17 protein-coding genes are annotated in these 19,288 nt (G+C 42.9%); 12 read left to right on the forward strand and 5 right to left on the reverse strand.

Translation table 11 applies throughout. The annotated features are described in order from the left end of the window. The first annotated feature begins 20 nt into the window (after positions 1-20). The 7 genes from AC59JO_RS17970 to AC59JO_RS18000 all read left to right on the forward strand — a co-directional run bounded on the left by AC59JO_RS17970 (position 21) and on the right by AC59JO_RS18000 (position 8,356). Positions 21-1,382 carry a DoxX family protein gene (locus AC59JO_RS17970; protein WP_497306931.1) on the forward strand — a complete coding sequence of 454 codons (1,362 nt, stop codon included), beginning with the start codon at positions 21-23 and terminating at the stop codon, positions 1,380-1,382. Positions 1,383-1,409: 27 nt separating this feature from the next. Next, complete coding sequence (locus AC59JO_RS17975; protein ID WP_497306933.1) at positions 1,410-3,026, forward strand: hypothetical protein; 1,617 nt, start codon at positions 1,410-1,412, stop codon at positions 3,024-3,026. 13 nt (positions 3,027-3,039) lie between these two features. Next, positions 3,040-4,485 carry a phytoene desaturase family protein gene (locus AC59JO_RS17980; RefSeq protein ID WP_497306935.1) on the forward strand — a complete coding sequence of 482 codons (1,446 nt, stop codon included), beginning with the start codon at positions 3,040-3,042 and terminating at the stop codon, positions 4,483-4,485. A 28-nt stretch (positions 4,486-4,513) separates the two neighbouring features. Next, positions 4,514-5,770: a YeiH family protein gene (locus AC59JO_RS17985; RefSeq protein ID WP_413667283.1), complete on the forward strand. Its 1,257-nt coding sequence runs from the start codon at positions 4,514-4,516 to the stop codon at positions 5,768-5,770. 12 nt (positions 5,771-5,782) lie between these two features. Further along, a complete protein-coding gene (locus tag AC59JO_RS17990) occupies positions 5,783-6,367 on the forward strand; it encodes a c-type cytochrome (protein ID WP_413667284.1) in 585 nt (194 codons plus the stop codon). A 2-nt stretch (positions 6,368-6,369) separates the two neighbouring features. Beyond that, positions 6,370-7,608, forward strand: a complete 1,239-nt coding sequence (gene soxC / locus AC59JO_RS17995; RefSeq protein ID WP_497306938.1) for a sulfite dehydrogenase — start codon at positions 6,370-6,372, stop codon at positions 7,606-7,608. A gap of 319 nt (positions 7,609-7,927) precedes the next feature. Beyond that, positions 7,928-8,356 (forward strand): GNAT family N-acetyltransferase, encoded by a 429-nt coding sequence (locus tag AC59JO_RS18000; RefSeq protein ID WP_413667286.1) that lies wholly within the window; start codon positions 7,928-7,930, stop codon positions 8,354-8,356. A gap of 36 nt (positions 8,357-8,392) precedes the next feature. Here AC59JO_RS18000 and AC59JO_RS18005 read toward each other — a convergent pair whose 3' ends face one another. After that, entirely contained in the window at positions 8,393-9,004 is a 612-nt protein-coding gene (locus AC59JO_RS18005) for a hypothetical protein (RefSeq protein ID WP_413667287.1), read from the reverse strand. 67 nt (positions 9,005-9,071) lie between these two features. Next, positions 9,072-10,103 (reverse strand): chitinase, encoded by a 1,032-nt coding sequence (locus tag AC59JO_RS18010; protein ID WP_497306940.1) that lies wholly within the window; start codon positions 10,101-10,103, stop codon positions 9,072-9,074. A 308-nt stretch (positions 10,104-10,411) separates the two neighbouring features. Here AC59JO_RS18010 and AC59JO_RS18015 point away from each other — a divergent pair, with 308 nt between their 5' ends. The 3 genes from AC59JO_RS18015 (at position 10,412) to AC59JO_RS18025 (ending at position 11,532) form a co-directional block, all read left to right on the forward strand. Then, complete coding sequence (locus AC59JO_RS18015) at positions 10,412-10,960, forward strand: cob(I)yrinic acid a,c-diamide adenosyltransferase (RefSeq protein ID WP_413667289.1); 549 nt, start codon at positions 10,412-10,414, stop codon at positions 10,958-10,960. A gap of 95 nt (positions 10,961-11,055) precedes the next feature. Beyond that, positions 11,056-11,277 carry a DUF2795 domain-containing protein gene (locus AC59JO_RS18020; RefSeq protein WP_002996718.1) on the forward strand — a complete coding sequence of 74 codons (222 nt, stop codon included), beginning with the start codon at positions 11,056-11,058 and terminating at the stop codon, positions 11,275-11,277. A gap of 108 nt (positions 11,278-11,385) precedes the next feature. Next, positions 11,386-11,532, forward strand: a complete 147-nt coding sequence (locus tag AC59JO_RS18025; RefSeq protein WP_114940263.1) for a lmo0937 family membrane protein — start codon at positions 11,386-11,388, stop codon at positions 11,530-11,532. 42 nt (positions 11,533-11,574) lie between these two features. Here the strand turns inward: AC59JO_RS18025 and AC59JO_RS18030 are convergent, their stop codons facing one another. Continuing rightward, entirely contained in the window at positions 11,575-12,303 is a 729-nt protein-coding gene (locus tag AC59JO_RS18030) for a 2-C-methyl-D-erythritol 4-phosphate cytidylyltransferase (RefSeq protein ID WP_497306943.1), read from the reverse strand. A gap of 479 nt (positions 12,304-12,782) precedes the next feature. After that, entirely contained in the window at positions 12,783-13,832 is a 1,050-nt protein-coding gene (gene queA, locus AC59JO_RS18035; protein ID WP_413667291.1) for a tRNA preQ1(34) S-adenosylmethionine ribosyltransferase-isomerase QueA, read from the reverse strand. Positions 13,833-14,091: 259 nt separating this feature from the next. Here queA and AC59JO_RS18040 point away from each other — a divergent pair, with 259 nt between their 5' ends. Next, complete coding sequence (locus AC59JO_RS18040) at positions 14,092-15,339, forward strand: ABC transporter permease (protein WP_413667292.1); 1,248 nt, start codon at positions 14,092-14,094, stop codon at positions 15,337-15,339. A 7-nt stretch (positions 15,340-15,346) separates the two neighbouring features. Next, positions 15,347-15,886 carry a DUF3347 domain-containing protein gene (locus tag AC59JO_RS18045; RefSeq protein ID WP_497306946.1) on the forward strand — a complete coding sequence of 180 codons (540 nt, stop codon included), beginning with the start codon at positions 15,347-15,349 and terminating at the stop codon, positions 15,884-15,886. 178 nt (positions 15,887-16,064) lie between these two features. Here the strand turns inward: AC59JO_RS18045 and AC59JO_RS18050 are convergent, their stop codons facing one another. Beyond that, on the reverse strand, positions 16,065-18,887 hold the full coding sequence (locus tag AC59JO_RS18050) for a PAS domain S-box protein (RefSeq protein WP_413667294.1): 2,823 nt from the start codon (positions 18,885-18,887) through the stop codon (positions 16,065-16,067). Positions 18,888-19,288: the final 401 nt, after the last annotated feature.

The following is a 19,288-nucleotide window of genomic DNA, read 5'->3' on the forward strand; positions in this document are numbered from 1 at the left end:
CAATTTAAAAACATAAAACAATGAGCACATTAACCATCAACCAAACCAAATGGAAAGAATACGAAAAGGGGGCTTTTCGGTTCTTCTTCATTTACTTTGTGCTGCAGGCCCTTCCGCTTGATTGGAAGTACTTCGGCAACCTGTTCCGTATTCAGTGGGGCAGTCTCGGCTTTGGCGATATTTTTTACATCAGCCGGTACACGCCGCAATTTATATCTGGCAGCAGTACACCGGGCACATGGGGCATAGGTACCCTTGCCGACTGGGCTTTCATTGCCGGTATTGCATTGATAGGCGCTATCGTATGGAGCATCCGCGATAAAAAGAGCGAAAACTATAATAAGCTGTACTACTGGTTAAGGGTGATTTTGCGTTACCGTTTGGCTATCGGAATCATCGCTTATGGTTTTATTAAATTCTTTCCATTACAATCGCCGCTACCATCTATTAGCAACCTGAATACATCTTACGGTGATTTTGATCGTTGGAAACTATTCTCATTAAGCCTGGGTATAGTGCCGGGTTATGAATCGTTTTTGGGCTTGGTGGAGATATTGGTTGGCGTGTTGTTGCTGTTCCGCAAAACCGCTACGCTGGGCGCTATCATTATCCTGGTATTTACCGGCAATGTGTTTATCTCCAATATAGCTTATGATGGCGGCGAAGCAATTTACGCGCTTTACCTCATCAACATTGCCTTGTTCCTTACCATTTACGATATACAACGTATTTATAACCTGGTTGCGCTACGTAAACCAACATCTCCAAATACTGTGAAAGTTTCCCTTAACGGTCAATGGCGTACATCAAGGTTGGTATTAAAAAGCCTGTTCATTTTCTTTTTTGTGTTCCTGTACGGATATAAAACTTATGCGGCTTATCATCATGATATCTATCAGTATCCGCAGGCTAAAGGATTGGCAGGCGCGGCAGGTTTATATAATGTGAGCGATTTCAGGATCAACAGTAAACAACTGCCGTACTCGCAAACCGATACCACCCGCTGGAACGATGTTGTTTTTGAGAAATGGAATACCATCAGCATAGGTTCGTTAAAAAGATATAAAGCTGATATCTCTACAACCGAAGAGATCAGCAGGAACAACGATGACCGTAAATATGAACTTGACGGTACTACCGGCCGGGCTTATTACAGCTATGTGGCCGATACGGTAAAACAGGTTTTACTGCTTAAAAACAGGAACAGCAATTATAAGGCTGATCAGTTTACGCTGCACTATACCAAACCTGAAAATGGCACCATCATCCTGACAGGCATTGATCATAACAAGGATTCCGTTTATGTGCAACTGGACAGGATCAACAAAAAATACCTGTTGCAGGAAGCGGCCCAGGGCAGGAGCAAGGCACTTAAACTTTAAGCTATAAACCTTTAAAAGATATTTATCATGGCAACAACAGTAATAAACCCCGACACCGAACAGGTGGGCAATGTTGTACCCGAAAGCAAACCCCGGCAAGCTGCCCCGGCAACTAATACCGGCGCATCTAAGGAGTGGACAGCAACACAGCGTGTAGCTTTTCGTATCGCTTTCATCTTTTTCATTATCATGTGTATCCCAACCACAGCCGAGTGGTGGAATAACCTGTTAACCATTAACTGGTTCCATCTGCATTACCGCGATTTGTATGATATAGCGCGGTTTTCGCCAAGCATTTACAAATTTCAAACCCCGGCGTATAACCTGTTAGGCTATATTGATTGGGTTGAAGCGCTTGCTATCGGTATCGTAGGCGGTCTGATCTGGACTGCGCTTGATAACAAAAACAAGCAATATCATAACCTGTATTACTGGCTGCGCGTGGTGGTGCGGTACAGGGCAGGTATAGGCATAATCGGGTTCGGCTTTACAAAGCTGTTCCCGGTTCAAATGCCTTATCCTTCATTGGGTGTGCTTAATGCGCATTTTGGTGATCTGACCGCACAAAAGATCTACTGGCTTTCGGTAGGTATTGTGCCCTGGTACCAGGTATTTGCCGGCGTTGTTGAACTGGCTGCGGGTACTATGCTTTTCTTCCGCAAAACCACCACTTTTGGCGCGGTATTGCTGTTGGGTGCTTTGGGCGATATTACTTATGTAAACTTTGCCTATGATGGCGGGGTGCATGTGTATGCTTCATATTTTGTGTTGTTCTCGGCGTTTTTATTATGGTACGATATTGTACCGGTTTATAACCTGCTTATCAAAGAACGCCTTACTGTTCCTCCGGTTTTGATCCCGGAAATTAACCAGAAATGGCTTATAGTTACGCGCGTTGTTTTAAAAACAGGCACCATCGGCATATTCCTGGTTTGGCTGTACTATTTGCAATATGTGAACTTTAAATATGATCCTTACAAGCAACCAGCTACAAGCGGTGTAAAACAGTTAAGGGGTAATTATAATGTGAGCGAATTTAAGCTCAACGGACAGGATATCCCTTACTCGCCTTTAGATTCTGTGCGCTGGCAATGGGTAACGTTCGAGAAATGGTCGTCGTTAACCTTTAACGTTAATAAACCATTAAATCTCGACTTATCCAATGGCGGTGGCGCGGCTATGCGCGATATCAACCGTAACTTCGAGCTTACAGGTGTAGCCGGTGGCAAGCGGGTATTTTATTATGATGCCGATACCGTGAACAAGGTGCTTTACTTACAGGATAAGCTGCCCGAGTTTACCAAACGCAAAGGCAGGCGTGGCAATCGCGGCGAAAATAAAGCCGGCGATAATAAATTAGCCAAATCATTTATCCCTGCCGAAGCAAAAGCCAACATTCGTAACGAGGTAACGGCTATTGATCCGGCGGCGCGTTCAACCCGTCGTGAACGTGGTATACCCGAAGAGTTAAAAGATAAACGCAAGCGCGCGCATATGATATTAAGTTACAATGCAGATGCAACAGGATCACACATTGTGTTGACTGGCAAGGACGACAAAAAAAATGATGTGTATATTGTGCTTGACCGCGTAAACCGTCAATACGCGCTTACCGATAGCAAATTAGTGGCGGGCAAATACTAAAAACAGATACCAGATGAAACCGGAAAAACGTGATTATGATGCAGTGATAGTAGGCTCGGGGCCAAACGGCCTTGCAGCGGGTATATTATTGCAGCAGCAAGGACTTTCGGTTTTACTGCTGGAAGGTAAGGACAAAATAGGCGGCGGCTTACGCACAGAAGAACTTACCCTGCCCGGTTTTAAGCATGACGTTTGCTCTGCCATTCATCCGCTGGCCGCAGGATCGCCGTTTTTTGAAACATTGCCTCTGCATGAGTATGGCCTGGAATATATTTATCCGGAGGTTGCAGCGGCGCATCCTTTTGATAACGGAACTGCTGCGGTGCTTAAAAAGTCGATCATCGAAACTGCCGATCTGCTTGGTGAGGACAGGGACACCTACATTAAGCTGATGGCGCACCTGGTGAAATCATGGCCGGGTTTAGCTGCTGATGTATTAGGCCCGCTTACCTTTCCGAAACACCCGGTTGATCTGGCGGTTTTTGGCCTGGATGCCCTGACCTCGTCAACCCATCTTGCCAGGCGGTTTAAAACCGAAGAGGCAAAAGGGCTTTTGGCTGGGATGGCCGCGCATAGCATACAGCCACTAACCAACCTCGCCACATCGGCGATTGCTTTGGTACTGATGGCTAACGGGCATTTAAAAGGCTGGCCGGTACCTAAAGGAGGCTCGGTGAAAATAGCGGATGCGTTGGCATCCTATTTTATATCCATTGGAGGGAAGATAGAGACCAATACCTATATCACCGTTTTTGATCAGCTGCCATCGGCTAACGCGGTTTTGTTTGATGTTACGCCTAAACAACTGTTGCAAATTGCAGGGCATAAGTTTTCATCGCTGTATAAATGGCAGCTGGAACGGTACCGATACGGTATGGGCGTTTTTAAGATAGATTGGGCGCTTGACGACGTTGTGCCATTTAACGCCGAAGGGGCAAAGCAAGCAGGTACAGTGCATATTGGCGGTACGTTAAAGGAAATCGCCATCGGCGAACAACAGATCTGGGATGGACATCATCCCGAAAAGCCGTTTGTGTTATTGGCCCAGCAAAGCCTTTTTGATAATACGCGGGCACCCGAAGGCAAGCATACAGCCTGGGCTTATTGCCATGTACCTAACGGATCAAATAAAGACATGACCGAAATTATTGAGAAACAAGTGGAGCGTTTTGCCCCCGGTTTCCGCGAGCGTATCATCGGCAGGCATACTTTTAATACCCGGCAGTTGGAAAACTATAATCCAAATTACATTGGCGGAGATATCAATGGCGGCGTTATCGATATTGGTCAGCTTTTTACCAGGCCCGTTTTACAGCGCTCGCCCTACCGTACTTCGGCAAAGGGTATTTATATCTGTTCGTCATCTACACCACCGGGGGGAGGGGTACATGGCATGTGCGGCTATCATTCGGCCAAACGCGCATTAAAAGATGTTTTTAACATCAGCATAAAATCATAACATATTATCACACTATAAAATTTAAACTATGTCAACCACCACTACTAAACTAACCCTGCACGAAGACTGGGCAGTAGTTATTTTAGGTTCCCTGATCATTATTCTTTCGTTAGCGGGCCTGCTTTTACCCGTACCAACCTTTGGCTGGAAAAAAGGTGCCGATTTAACCGGTACTGTACTGGGTTCGGCAAACCTGGTTAAAATGCTTTTACAATTTGTGTTTGTAGCCATCATTGGCGGTATAGGTGCATTTATTACCGGCAAATCCGTTAAAAATTATGCTTTGGGTTTCCCTCTGGTTTATGTGGTTACCATACTGGCGCTTGTGCTTGCAGGTAGCAGTCAGGCTAAATCGCTTAACCTCGAGGCCGTGATCTTCAGCCTTGTTTTGGGTTTGCTCATCAGCAATTTTATTAAATTGCCCGAGTGGCTTAAGTCATCCCTGTCAACCGAGTTGTTTGTTAAAATAGGCCTGGTGCTTTTAGGCACCAGTGTTATTTTTGGCGATATTTTAAAGGCGGGTTCATTGGGTCTGATCCAGGCGTTACTGGTAGTAACCTCGGTTTGGTATTTTGCGTTCTGGATTTGCAAAAAACTTAAGGTTGATGACGAGATCGCCATGATGATATCAAGCGCGGTATCTATTTGCGGCGTATCTGCTGCAATAGCTACAGCAGGCGCCATCAAAGGCGATTCAAAAAAGCTTTCCTATGTCATATCTATGGTGTTGATCACGGCCATTCCCATGATGATCTTCATGCCCATCATCGCGCATTATTTCAAATTTTCGGAACCGGTTACGGGTGCATGGCTGGGTGGCAGTATTGATACTACAGGAGCGGTTGTTGCTTCAGGATCACTGGTTGGCGAGGTTGCATTGAAGATCAGCACTATTGTTAAGTTTTCGCAAAATGTGTTGCTTGGTTTGGCTGCTTTTGCCATCTCTATTTACTGGACTTATACCAAGCACCCATCGGCACAGGATAAAGATACCAAACCTACGCTGAAGGTGATCTGGGAGCGTTTTCCAAAGTTTGTATTGGGTTTTATCGGGGCTTCGCTGCTGTTCTCGTTCTTCCTGCCGCCATCGGCTGCCGCTACGGTTAAGGATAGCTTGAAGAACCTGCAGGGGCTTTGGTTTGCGCTGGCGTTTACCAGTATCGGCCTTGAAACCAACTTTGCCGACCTGTTTAACAGGAACAGTAAGAAACCATTGTACGCGTTCCTGATAGCGCAAACCTTTAATATTTTCATTACGCTGGTTATAGCGCTGATATTATTCTAAACAGCTTTTATCATGCTTAAAAAGTTAAAGCTAAGGCGAAGCCATGCCCTGATTTTCGGGGGGGGCACCATAATTGGGATGGTGATCTGGCTTTGGCTTTCTTATCAAAATAAGCAAAAATGGCCCGAAACATTTGGCTATGGCAAAACTGCCACCCAACAGGAGATAGCTAAATGGGATATTGATATACGTCCGGATGGTAAAGGCTTACCGCCGGGCACCGGTAGTGTAGCCGATGGTGCGATAATCTACACAAACAAATGCGCGGCCTGTCATGGCGCTGATGGCAAGGAGATAAAAGGTGTTAAACTGCCAGGTCCGCCATTGGTAGTGGGGGGCGGTAAAACCAAAACTATAGGTAATTACTGGCCTTACGCTACTACTTTGTTTGATTATGTGCGCCGGGCCATGCCCTACAACTCGCCAGGTTCGCTTACTGATGATGAAGTGTACAGCCTTTGCGCCTGGTTGCTGAGCGAGAACAAGATCATTAAAGCCAACCAGGTAATGGACGCTGGTACATTGCCTAAAGTTCAAATGCCGGCGCAAAAACTTTTTATTGTTGACGACCGCAAGGGCGGTCCGGAAGTAAAATGAGTATGGAACAGCAGGATAAGCCGGTAAAAACAACCGAAAAGAAAATAAGTCGCCGTACGTTGCTGGGCGGGGCTTTGGCTACGGCTATTTTGCCGGTAACCTCGGTATTTGCGAAATACGTCCAGGTAGGAGTGTCTGCGGTGCCTGATCCTACAAAGCAGCCTGGCCCGTTGCCGGGAAAGGTTGGCACACGTTCGCCATTTGAAAATCCGGTAAAAAAGCCATCAGATATTTCATCACGTACGCCGCTGCAGGATCTGTACAGTACTATTACCCCATCAGATCTGCATTTTGAACGGCATCATGCCGGTGTGCCTTCAATTGACCCAAATCAATATGAGTTGCTGATACACGGCATGGTGGAGCGGCCAATGAAATTTAGCCTGCATGACCTGAAACGCTTTCCCTCGGTAACACGCACTTGTTTTATTGAATGTGCCGGCAACTTCCGCACGGGTAAGGAGGACATGACCGTGCAGGAGATCCTCGGCCTCACCAGTCAAAGTGAATGGACAGGCGTAATGCTTTCAACCCTGTTTCGTGAACTGGGTGTTAGCCCCAAAGCCAGCTGGTTTTTAGCCGAAGGCGGTGATGCCGCCGTGCTTACCCGAAGTATCCCAATTCATAAAGCCTGGGATGATGCCATGATCGTATATGCTCAAAATGGTGAGGCCATCCGGCCCGAACAGGGTTATCCCGCCCGTTTACTGTTGCCCGGATGGGAGGGGAATACCAATGTAAAATGGTTGCGGAGGATAGAAATTTCGGACGCGCCGTATTTTACCCGTGAGGAAACTTCAAAATATACCTACCCTGTAAAAGATAAGATCAGGATGTTCAGCTTTGAGATGGATGCCCGTTCTATCATTACCTATCCTTCATTCCCGCAAAAAGTTGAACGCGGTTGGATTGAGATTCGTGGCATAGCGTGGAGCGGCCGGGGAAAGGTAGATAGAGTAGAAGTGAGCACCGATGCAGGTAAAAGCTGGAACGAGGCGCGGCTGCAAAACCCGATATTGGAAAAGGCGCATACTTATTTTCGGCACCTGTGGCAATGGGATGGTTTGGAAACGGAAATTTTAAGCCGTGTTACTGATGAAACAGATTATACCCAGCCCACCCTCAAACAACTTATCGACGCCCGCGGAAAAGATATCGGCGGTTATCATATGAACCCTGTTACGGCGTGGCGGGTTAAACGTGATGGCAGTGTGATTTTTAAACCGGAAAGTTATAAATGATCATAAAATCCGGGTTGTAAACCCGGTGTATATATTGCTTTAAAATTAAACAATCTGGTTTACAAATAATGTAAAGTAAGTATGCAGGGATATACAATTTTAAGGTCATTATTTTTCCCTGCTTGCTTCTTTTAAAACATACCTATAACTTGGTTTTGTAATCTAAATATCAGTCACTTTAATATCATTATTATTTGATTTTTGATGCCGGTTAATGTCCTTCGGGCCTCATTAACATGCCTTTATTTGTCGTTACCTAAGCTGATATAGCCGATTTTAAATGGTTGTTTTGATCACTAAATGAAATTTTAAACCGATTATGATTGAACAGGGCTCTTACCTTAAATCGAAAATTTTTGATTTAATGAACATGTTGGTTAACGACGAGAGTGGTTTATTTGAAGTAGGTGATTTGGATAGTTATATAGATAAGCTTATTGAAAAAGCATGTATTATAACTATTATGGAACAGGATGTTTTACACGGATTTTTAGCTTATTACGCAAATGACTATAACAATAAAGTCGGATTTATTTCAATGCTGATAGTTGATCCTTCTACGAAACGGATGGGATACGGACGCAGGCTTGTTGAATTTGCCCTGAAGGATTTGACGTTGAAAGGGTTTGAAAAATGCCGCACTGAAGTAAATGCCGACAATATAAAAGCTGTAAATATTTGTAAGCGGTTGGGTTTTACTTACGTGGGTAAAAATGATATATATCTTGTGTTTGAAAAACAACTTTAGTAATCAATAACAACGGTGTGTGACATTGCAGGTAAGCTAATCACAGGTAGTACACAGCCTCGAAACAAACTCGGCCAGGTGTATAACCTTTTCTGCAGAAACAGGATGGGTATTACCTATAATGAGGGTATGCTCAACAATCTCTATCACAAAATCATCCAGCCTGATATCCATTATTACATTGCGGAAGTTACGGTCGGTACCGGCAATTGCTTTTTGACGATCGCTCACCAGCATATAAAAAGTATCGCTGAAAGCCTTGTCTTCGGCAAAATCAAGTTCAACGGGGTGTATCAGTTCTTTGATCTTATCAACAAGTGTTTCGCGCCTGATAAGCACCCTGCCAAAATCGTGTTTTAAATATGCCAGCGCCCAAACGTGCTGCTCATCAGTAATGGTTTTGCCATGGTCGGCGTGTTTGGGTACGGCGGTGGTAAAAAGGATGTAGCTATCGTTGTTTTTATTTTTTATGGCGTATGAGCCACTTACGCTCACGTCACTGTAATTTTTAAATATGCTAAACTGTTCTAAATGAAAATCGATATGTCCGGTTTGCTCCACCCTGAATTTTTGCTTAAGTGTAGCAAGTGCGGCAGGTACCTCTGCAGCTTGCGTTATGATTTGTGCGGTATCAAATGATGATGACACTTTTGTAAAGTTTAGTATTAAAGATTAACACAATAATAACTTTTTCGCAACAAAATTCAAAAAGCTATTAGTTTGGATAAGGCCTCATTTTTCCACATGAACAAGCGCAATTAGTATCATTAACGCCAAGTTTTTTCAGAAAAAACTGGTAAAAGCCAATCCTGTCGTTCATGTTGTACATGTTTTCGCCCTTGTTACATTCAACGTCGCCATTTACGATGTTGATGGTCATACCGAAACCCGGAGTGCGTCCGGCTGCTTTATCTTCGATATTGGGTTGCCACTTGCCGGTCATTACATCATGTGCCGATGGCTTATGGGTTTGTGGGGTCATCCAAAAATAAATGGCAGTTTTAAAGGCCATTACCGGGTCGGTTTCAACCATTTCTGGGGTTTGGAGCAATATTTTGTCATCGCCCAAAATACAATCAGAAGCATAGCCGTAATTGCCGTTGTAGCTTAGTTGCATTGGCCCGCGGCCATAATATTTTTTACCGGCAACAGGAGGGTATTCGTCATTTTCGGCAACGTATGGTAGGCTGGTATTGCTTTCATGGATCAGCATGAGGCCATCGGTATAAGAAGCATTCATGCCATGGCGGGTTTCATGGGCAATGTGTGCGAAAAATGCGGCAAGCTCTTTTTTATTTATATCGGCGCTGTATTCGGTGCAAAAGTTGCCGTAGTCAATAGTGTAGGTACTATCGGGTTTGGCTTTGGCCCATTCTTCATTCCAGTCTGTATCCTGGCGTACTACCTTGCTTTTTCCGGTTTTTTTATCGGTACGTACCAACTGGTAAACAGATGTTGCCCTGCGGGTTACTTTCACCTTGATCGTCCCAAGCTCATCAGCGGCTTTAATAAAAGCAGCATAGGTATAAAATTTATCGCGCTGCGGAAAAAGATCATTAAATTGTTTCTCGCTTAGTAAACTGCCCATGCTTACTTTAGGAGGGGCTAATTTATCCGCCACCGTCTTAGTACTGTCGCTGCCACTGCCATTGCTACTTTTACTATTGCCGCCACAGCTAAAACCGGTTGAAAGCAGGATGATAAGGGATAAGGAAAGCAGCTTAGTTGATAATATGATCGATTTCATGAGTTTTACGCTATTATGTTTGATGATATTACGGATGCAAGTTTAAGCTAACATTTTAAAAATTACACTTCATTAGCAAAAAATATATTAAAGTGTTATGAAATACAAAATTTAAGATGATAGATTTGGAATAACACCGATCACTAAAAAAAGATTTAAGCCATTATGATTTAATTATCTGGTAATAAGGTTTTGTTAAGTAGATAGTACTTAGCCTTAAGTCGAAAGTCATTATTCCGACTTAGAACTTAGGACTGGTGACTTTAAACTTGTAGCCGGATTGTTGTGGCATTATTGTTAAATAAAGTATGAAAATATATACTAAAACGGGCGATAAAGGGTTTACCTCATTAATTGGTGGTACACGTGTGCCCAAGCATCATATCCGCATTGAAAGCTACGGTACTGTTGATGAACTCAACTCGTATATAGGGCTCATTCGCGATCAGGATATTGATGCGCATGATAAGGAGGTATTGAAGCAGATACAGGATAGATTATTTACTATTGGTTCATCGCTGGCGGCAGATCCGGAGCGGTCAAAAATGATCATTCCTGACCTGTATATGAGTGATATTGAAACGCTGGAAACGGAAATGGATACGATGAATGAAAATTTGCCACCGCTAAAACATTTTATTTTGCCTGGTGGTAGTAATACCATATCATTTTGCCATATTGCAAGATGCGTTTGCCGCCGTGCCGAAAGGATTACCGTTCAGCTTGCTGAGGAGAGTACAGTTGATGAAAAAGTGAATATTTATCTGAACAGGTTGAGTGATTACCTGTTCACTTTGGCACGCAAAATTGCAAATGTTAATAAAATAGCTGAAAATCAGTGGATACCACGGGTTTGAAAAATTTGAAAAAAAATATTGATATTCAATTTGAAAATGTTATACTTTTGCGAAAAAGTAAATTTTACTGATAATTATAAATATAAATAAAAACGATGTATTGGACACTTGAACTGGCATCGCACCTGGAAGATGCACCATGGCCCGCAACTAAAGATGAATTAATTGATTATGCTATCCGTTCAGGCGCTCCTGTTGAGGTTATCGAAAACCTTCAGGCACTTGAAGACGATGGTGAACCGTACGAAAATATTGAAGAGATCTGGCCGGATTATCCGACTAAAGACGACTTCTTCTTTAACGAAGACGAGTATTAAAACACGATAATGAAACCCTTAGCAATGAGGGTTTTTTTATTATCCACTATTTTTTGGAATGATTTTAGTATAGGTGACTACACATTTACTTAACTAAAAACATACAAAATGAGAGGTTTACTGTACATTATCGCTGTTATCCTGGTTATAGGATGGGCAATTGGATTTTTTGCATACTCTGCACCTGGTTTAATTCACGTTTTACTGGTAATAGCTATTATAGCCCTGCTCTTAGGCGTGATCAGGCGGGCATAAACAATTTTAACCTTGTATTGCAAATAGAAAAAGCCGTGGCCGTTACAGCCATGGCTTTTTGCTTAAAAGTAGTTCGGCAATAGCAATATCTTCCGGAAAAGTGATCTTGATATTACTGTGATCGCCTTCAGTAAGTTTTATCTCAGCGCCGTATTGTTCTACAACGCTGGCATCATCCGTGAATTTAGTATCAAACGGTTGTTCATAAGCCTTTTTTAATAACGAGGCCTTAAAAGTTTGCGGTGTTTGCACCAGGTAGATTTCATCCCTGATCAGGCTTACCGAGCGGCCATCTTTTACCTGGCGTATTGAATCGCGGCTTTTAACGGCCACTACGGCGGTTCCATATTCAGCGGCACATTGGTAAGCTTCGTCGATTATATCGGGCGAAATAAGCGGCCGTACGGCGTCATGTACGGCAACCAGGGCTTCCTGGTTGGTAATTAAATCGAGCCCGTTCTTAACGGAATGGAAACGGGTTTCGCCACCGGTAACCAACTGGTGAGAAATAGTAAAATTGTGCTCGTGAACTAACTGTTGCCAGTAGCCATGGTAAGCTAAAGGTAAAACCAGGATAATGTTAGGTTTGGCTTCCGACCGATCAAAAGCTGCAATGGTGTGCATCAGGACAGGTTTGCGGTTGAGGAGCAAAAACTGTTTAGGCACCGCCGATTGCATCCGGCTGCCCGAGCCGCCTGCGACTATGATAACGTAGTTTTTGTTTTTAGATGTGAGATGTGAGATATGAGATGTGAGATTGGAAGTTGTCATTTAAACTTATTACTGAAAATTAAAGACTTATAACCATGTCATTGCGAGCGATAGCGCGGCAATCGCATACCATACAGAGTAAGGTGATGAGCCAAGCGCGGAGAGTTACCAGTCGCTTCTCCGCACAGATTCTTTCGGTTTTTTGTAAAGGTGTGATTGTAAATTATTGATTGTTAGTTGCTTTTGTTGGTTTGTTTATGGATATGGGCGTTGCCTGCGGCCGGGCTTTTCGTTCCAAGTCCTCGCTTTGCTGGCACACAAATCCAGCGCATGCTGTGGGCTTTCCACTGCAATCCCTAACGCGGTCCCCCGCACAGCATCGCTAAAATATATTTTACACGTCATTACGGTTTTTCAGGTTTTCCCCTGATAGCTTCCCGCAATGGCATGGCTCTTTTTTGCATAAAACTACTGCAAAAAAAATGAGATATGAAACCATGGTCTCATATCTCAAATCTTATATCTCACATCTAAAAAAATTAGATGATCAGCATCGCGTCGCCGTAGCTATAAAAGCGATATTTTTCTTTCACGGCTATTTCGTACGCGTTCATTACGTTTTCATAACCGCCAAATGCCGCAATCATCATCAATAGTGTTGATTCTGGTGTGTGGAAGTTGGTGATCATTGAGTTGGCGATGCTAAAGTCGTACGGAGGGAAGATAAACTTGCTGGTCCAGTCGTTAGCAGCTTTTAGTGTTTTGTTTGCAGATACTGCAGATTCGATAGTACGCATTGAAGTAGTACCAACAGCACAGATGCGGGCTTTACGCTCAATCCCACGGTTTACGATATCAGCTTGTTTTTGCTCGATAATGAATTGTTCCGAATCCATTTTGTGCTTGGTTAAATCCTCAACCTCAACCGGGCGGAAGGTACCTAAACCAACATGCAAAGTAACCTCGGCAAAATCAACACCTTTTAATTCAAGGCGTTTCATTAACTCGCGGCTGAAGTGTAAGCCTGCAGTAGGGGCAGCGACAGCACCTTCGTGTTTAGCAAAAATGGTTTGGTAGCGCTCTTTATCTTCGGCTGTAGCCTTACGTTTGATGTATTTTGGAAGCGGTGTTTCTCCCAAAATTTCAACGTTGCGACGGAATTCCTCATCAGTACCGTCAAACAGGAAGCGGATAGTACGGCCACGCGAGGTGGTGTTATCCACAACTTCGGCAATCAGTAAATCGTCATCGCCAAAATATAATTTATTGCCTACGCGTATTTTACGTGCCGGATCAACCAGTACGTCCCATAGGCGCAGCTCTTTGTTCAGTTCGCGAAGCAAAAATACTTCGATGGTAGCACCTGTTTTTTCTTTGTTGCCATATAAACGGGCAGGGAAAACTTTGGTGTTATTAAGGATCATTACATCCTTATCATGAAAGTAATCCAGCACGTCTTTAAATATTTTATGCTCAATTTTGCCTGAATCTTTGTGTAAAACCATTAAACGTGATTCATCGCGGGTAGCTGAAGGTGTATGGGCGATAAGGGAGTCAGGTAAGTTAAATTTAAATTGAGATAATTTCATGCTTGTTTTTATGAATTTTCAAGGGCGCAAATGTACGAATTTTTTTTGTTAATTTAACAGATTTTTTTAAGAAGGGTTTTAATTACACTACTGTTATATTAATTAAAAAATACTGTAACTTAAATCACCAGCCGTTGTCTAAAAAATATTGGCGGTTTTTTTAATATTTTAAGAATAATAACATTAATTATTTCGTTACCTCCAGACGCTTTTATTGAGCAACACAGGTTGATTAACAAGTAAGATCAAAATAAGTTATATGCTTTTTTTAAAACTTTTAAGGGAAAGTTTTTTGTTTGCCGGGGATGCCCTGAGGCAGAACAAAACACGTACGTTGTTATCGTTGCTGGGGGTGACCATCGGTATTTTTACCATTATAGCCGTTCAATCGGCAGTTGATACGCTCCGTAATAATCTGCAAAATAGTGTTAACAAGTTGGGTAATAACAGTATATACGTGCAAAAATGGCCATGGGTAGGTGGCAGTGATTTCCCATGGTGGAAATACCTGCAAAGGCCAGAGTCCGATCTTCGCGATTTTAACGAGCTTTCCCGCCGTATCACTACTGCCGAAGCTTTATCATACGAAATTAATATCGACAACCGCACCATAAAATATAAAAGCAATACGGTAGAAGGTGCACAGGTTGATGCCGCATCGGCGGATCATGATAAGACCTGGAATTTTGATTTTGAAAGCGGCAGGTACTTCACCGACATGGAATCAAAAACCGGGGCGCCAATAACCAATATAGGTTATGATATAGCCCAAAATCTTTTCCCCGATGGAGATGCCGTGGGCAAGCAGATTAAAGTAATGGGACGTTATGTTACCGTTGTGGGTGTGTTTTCAAAGCAGGGTAAGGACATGTTGGGAATTTCAACAGATAAGGAGGTGTTGCTTCCCCTTAACTTTGCGCGCAACTTAATCGATATCCAAAGCTCAAAATACGGCCCCTCAATTATTGTACGCGGTAAAAAAGGTATCCCTACCGATGATGTTGAAAGCGAGATCAAAGGGTTAATGCGTTCTATCAGGAGGTTAAGGCCCGGTGCTGATGATAATTTTTCATTAAACCGTACCACCATGATCACCCAGCAGCTGGATGATCTTTTTAAAGTGGTTAATATTGCGGGTGCCATTATCGGTGGGTTCTCTATTTTGGTTGGAGGCTTCGGTATAGCCAATATCATGTTTGTATCGGTGAAGGAACGTACCAATATCATCGGCATACAAAAATCATTAGGCGCTAAAAACTATTTCATATTATTGCAGTTCTTAATTGAATCGGTACTGCTTTGTTTTGTGGGTGGGATCATCGGGTTGTTTTTTGTGTATCTCGCTACGTTTGCAGTCAAAGCTGCGTTGGATGTACAGGTGATACTTGATGCCGCCAACATTTCAAGGGGGTTAAGCTATTCAATTATTATAGGTGTAATAGCCGGTATCATCCCTGCTTATTCGGCATCGAGGCTGGATCCGGTGGAAGCCATCCGTACAAACTAATAATGATATGAAAACTATTAAAGGATTTTTCTTCTTAGCTGCTTTAGCTATTGCAACTGCGTGTAATCAACCTGCCAAACAGGAGGATACAGCTAAAGCCGATTCAACTGCAACAGCTGCCGCTAAGCCTGCCGAAACCCAGGTTGCCGCCGATACAACTAACACAAGCGATGTTTTGAAAGCTTATATCGCTTTAAAAGACGAGTTCGTTAAATCTGACATAGCGGGCATTAAAACTGCAGCTACTGATCTGGAAGGTAAACTTTCTGGTATTAAAGGTTGTACCGAAACAGCTACCGTAGCACACCAGATAACTACAGCTGCCGATATCAAAGCTCAGCGCGATGCATTTTTGGTTTTAAGTAAAGATGTAATTGCCTTGGTAAAAGGCGCCAATTTGAAATCGGCCCCAATTTATGTTGACTTTTGCCCTATGGCGGATGGAGGAAAAGGCGGATACTGGCTTTCATCAACCAAGCCTATCGTAAATCCATATTTCCCTGAACATATGAAGGAGTGCGGAACGGTGAAGGAGCAGATTAACTAAGACCGCTGATCTTTTTGATTACGCTGATTTCGTTGATCATATTTTAAGGCGATGGGGGGTACCTGTCGCTTTTTTAGTTTGAACCATGATTTTCATGATTGTAGGGTTTCATGATATTTTGACAAAGTTGATTGAACAGGCAAATCCGAAATCGAATATCCGAGATCCGAAATCAAACTCACGCTGATTGCCTGATGTATTTTACCAGTTTGCTGTATAGTACTTCGGGAACAAAAGGTTTGGTGAGATAATCAACCATGCCGGCTGCCAGTGCTTTTTGGTAAGTTTCGGGCATGGCGTCGGCTGTAAGAGCTATGATAGGCAGGTTAGGCCACGCTTGTTTGATAACGGCTGTTGCTTCAAAACCGTCCATAACGGGCATTTGCAGGTCCATAATGATAAGATCATAAGCGTTGTGGCTAACCAGGTCGACAGCTATTTGACCGTTCAATGCTTCCTGAACCTGTGCATTCCAGCGTTTTAAAAATTTACCGGCTATCATCAGGTTCATTTTATTGTCGTCAACAACTAAAATGTTCATGCCCTGCAAATTGTTATCTTCAGCATTAACAGGGATAGCAACGGGTTTTGTAATAATAGCTTCGGGGGAGATGGTAAAATTGATGGCGAAGCTAAACGTAGTGCCTTTGCCAAGTTCGCTTGATACAGCAATTGTGCCTTTGTGCAGCTCAACCAGCCGTTTGGTAATTGCCAGGCCCAAACCGGTACCGCCATAGTCATTATCTATAACCTGCTGATCCTGCATAAACGGATCAAAAACAATGTTGAAACTTTCGGGTGCAATGCCGATCCCGGTGTCTGTAACTGCAAACTTAATATTAACAGTATCATTAGTTATCACATCCTTATCCAGCCGGATGGTAACCTTGCCGGCATGTGTAAATTTGATGGCATTGCTAATCAGGTTATTAAGCACCTGGCTCAGGCGCATGGCATCTCCGGTTAAATCGCCTGGAATGGTATCGTCAATTATCAATTCAAGCACTAATTGCTTTTCTGCAGCCCTGGCGTCAAAAGATTGTTTTATTCTGCGAATTAACTGATGGATGTTGAACCTTGAATTGTTCAGTTCCAGTTTACCGGCCTCAATTTTGTTATAATCTAAAATATCATTGATAATAGCCAGCAGGTTTTCGCCCGAAAACTTGAGCGTATTAAGGTATTCCATCTGCTCCGGCCTCGGATTTTCGCCAAGCAGGAGGTTGGTGGTACCAATTACCGCATTCATCGGCGTGCGGATTTCGTGGCTCATGATAGATAGAAATTCCGATTTGAACTTTGATGATTTTTCGGCCATTTCCTTAGCCCATATCAGGTCCATGCGCGCTTTTTCCTTGTCTGTTATATCTTCGCCAAGTGCTGTGGTTTCTTTAAACATGCCGTTTTCATCATAAAACACTGTGTTTTGCCAGCTTATGATCCGCTGCTCACCGTTACGGCAAATAATGGGGTTAGTGTAGTGGGGTAAAAAACTGTCGTTTACAAACCAGCTCTTTAAAAAATCCTTTAAATCATCAGGGATAAAATTGTCCATCCAATTCATTCCAATGATCTCGGCCTGGCTATATCCCACCAGATTTGCCAGGTATTTGTTGCAAAAAGTGACAATGCCATTGCTGTTAACTGTAATGGCTACCATGTTAACGGTTTCCAACACCTGCCGGTATTTGCTTTCAGCCTCCCTGAAATCGAGTTCGGCCTGTTTACGTTCTGTGATATCCTGCAGGGTACCTATAATTTTGCGTACGCTTCCATCTTCATTATACAAACGTTTACCGGCTATGATGCTCAGGTGTTTTAAATTACCCCGGGGGGTTATGATACGATATTCGTGCGATGGGTCCATGGTGTTTGCATCGCTTTGCAACAGTTTCCTGATGATAAATTTATCGTTGGGATGAACATATTTGAGCAGCAGGTTTACAAACGTTTTCCGGTATAATGAAGTATCTTTCCCAAGTTCATAAATGTTATTTAACTCGTCCGACCAGCTGAGGTTGCCCGTAGCTACATCATATTTCCAGTTGCCTATTTTGGCAATGGCCTGAGCTTCCATCAGTTCAAGCTGACTTAGTTTAACCGCTTTATCGGCCAGGCGGGCTTCAGTGATATCCTGTATAATACCAAATGTACGGGCACCCCCGTCTGCAGATAATTTCTTTTCCCCGCGCTGGATCCTGATGTATTTTAGCGTACCAACCGGCGTAATAAACTTATGTTCAATTTTATTTTGAGCTGTTGTACGAATGGATGCAAGGTATTCATAAACATTGTCCCTGTCGTCAGGATGTACAAGGCTTATGTAGTATTGAAAACGGCTCAAGTTATCGGGGACGTTTCCAATTTCAAGCAGGTCATTCAGATTATCTGACCAAAACGTTTCCTTGCTTTCATGATCATACCACCAGTTTCCTATTTTTGCGATGTTTTGAGCCTCCAATAATAACCCTTCGTTTTCTTTAAGGGCCCGTTCGTATTTTTTTTGCTCTGTTATGTCTACTACAGATGCTGAGATCCTACCGGTGTAACCTGTTATTTTATCAAATATTGGGGTAAAGTTGGCTGTAAACGAATGCCCGCTATCGTAATCAGATGAAAACTCAATTGATACAGGTTTGCGGTTCTCAATTACATAGTTTAAAGCCTTGTCATATTTTTCGGCTTTTTGCGGGCCGACAACCTGGTCAAGTGTTTTTCCTATCGCTATCCGCGGGTTAACCGCACGTTCGGTCAATTCATTAAACCAAACGTTAATGCAGGTTTTGGTTTCGTCAAACTCAAAAATAATATCGTTAAGCGAGTTAATAAGCGCATTAAGATGTCTGCGGCTTTCACGTAGCTTGGCATCGTTAACCATAAGGCTTTGATTTAGCTTCATTACATTATCAACGGCGTTCCTGAGCTGGTATTGATAAGCCATTACCACTAAAAACGAGATATAAGCTATTAATGTAAAAACCAACAAAAGTACGATGAGCATAACAGGCGAAATTGCAAGCCTGGGCGCGGTGAAATACGCAGCTAAAATAGCCGCCAGATTAGCCTGGCTGATAATGATAAACTCTATACGTTTTTTGCAAAAAAGGGTTAAGGCAATAAAAATTGTTATTGCGCTAAACAGGTAAACGTGTTCGAACCCGTTTTTGCCAAGTAAAATGCAGTTGTTTATTACAAGGAATGATAATATGGTTGCAAAAATCCCTGCTTTATAAAATGCCTTGTTGTTTATGAAAGAAAAAAATAAAGAAAGGACACAAAAAACACAGTTTATAGCCCTTAGCCAAAAAGGATCATAAGAATTATTGGAACAAAGATAATGTAAAGATGGGCTTGCAATAAATAAACCTATAAGTAAGAGCCGGTAAACGGTAGCTTCGTTTT

Source organism: Mucilaginibacter sp. A5337 (assembly GCF_059690695.1).

Bases quoted from the DNA above. Each gene is read 5' to 3' on its own strand.
- AC59JO_RS17985 (WP_413667283.1), top strand. From the start codon at position 4,514: ATGTCAACCACCACTACTAAACTAACCCTGCACGAAGACTGGGCAGTA.
- soxC (WP_497306938.1), top strand. From the start codon at position 6,370: ATGGAACAGCAGGATAAGCCGGTAAAAACAACCGAAAAGAAAATAAGT.
- AC59JO_RS18050 (WP_413667294.1), bottom strand. From the start codon at position 18,887: ATGCTCATCGTACTTTTGTTGGTTTTTACATTAATAGCTTATATCTCG.
- AC59JO_RS18030 (WP_497306943.1), bottom strand. From the start codon at position 12,303: ATGACAACTTCCAATCTCACATCTCATATCTCACATCTCACATCTAAA.
- AC59JO_RS18000 (WP_413667286.1), top strand. From the start codon at position 7,928: ATGATTGAACAGGGCTCTTACCTTAAATCGAAAATTTTTGATTTAATG.
- AC59JO_RS17990 (WP_413667284.1), top strand. From the start codon at position 5,783: ATGCTTAAAAAGTTAAAGCTAAGGCGAAGCCATGCCCTGATTTTCGGG.
- AC59JO_RS18025 (WP_114940263.1), top strand. From the start codon at position 11,386: ATGAGAGGTTTACTGTACATTATCGCTGTTATCCTGGTTATAGGATGG.
- AC59JO_RS18010 (WP_497306940.1), bottom strand. From the start codon at position 10,103: ATGAAATCGATCATATTATCAACTAAGCTGCTTTCCTTATCCCTTATC.
- AC59JO_RS17980 (WP_497306935.1), top strand. From the start codon at position 3,040: ATGAAACCGGAAAAACGTGATTATGATGCAGTGATAGTAGGCTCGGGG.
- queA (WP_413667291.1), bottom strand. From the start codon at position 13,832: ATGAAATTATCTCAATTTAAATTTAACTTACCTGACTCCCTTATCGCC.
- AC59JO_RS17975 (WP_497306933.1), top strand. From the start codon at position 1,410: ATGGCAACAACAGTAATAAACCCCGACACCGAACAGGTGGGCAATGTT.
- AC59JO_RS18020 (WP_002996718.1), top strand. From the start codon at position 11,056: ATGTATTGGACACTTGAACTGGCATCGCACCTGGAAGATGCACCATGG.
- AC59JO_RS18045 (WP_497306946.1), top strand. From the start codon at position 15,347: ATGAAAACTATTAAAGGATTTTTCTTCTTAGCTGCTTTAGCTATTGCA.
- AC59JO_RS17970 (WP_497306931.1), top strand. From the start codon at position 21: ATGAGCACATTAACCATCAACCAAACCAAATGGAAAGAATACGAAAAG.
- AC59JO_RS18015 (WP_413667289.1), top strand. From the start codon at position 10,412: ATGAAAATATATACTAAAACGGGCGATAAAGGGTTTACCTCATTAATT.
- AC59JO_RS18040 (WP_413667292.1), top strand. From the start codon at position 14,092: ATGCTTTTTTTAAAACTTTTAAGGGAAAGTTTTTTGTTTGCCGGGGAT.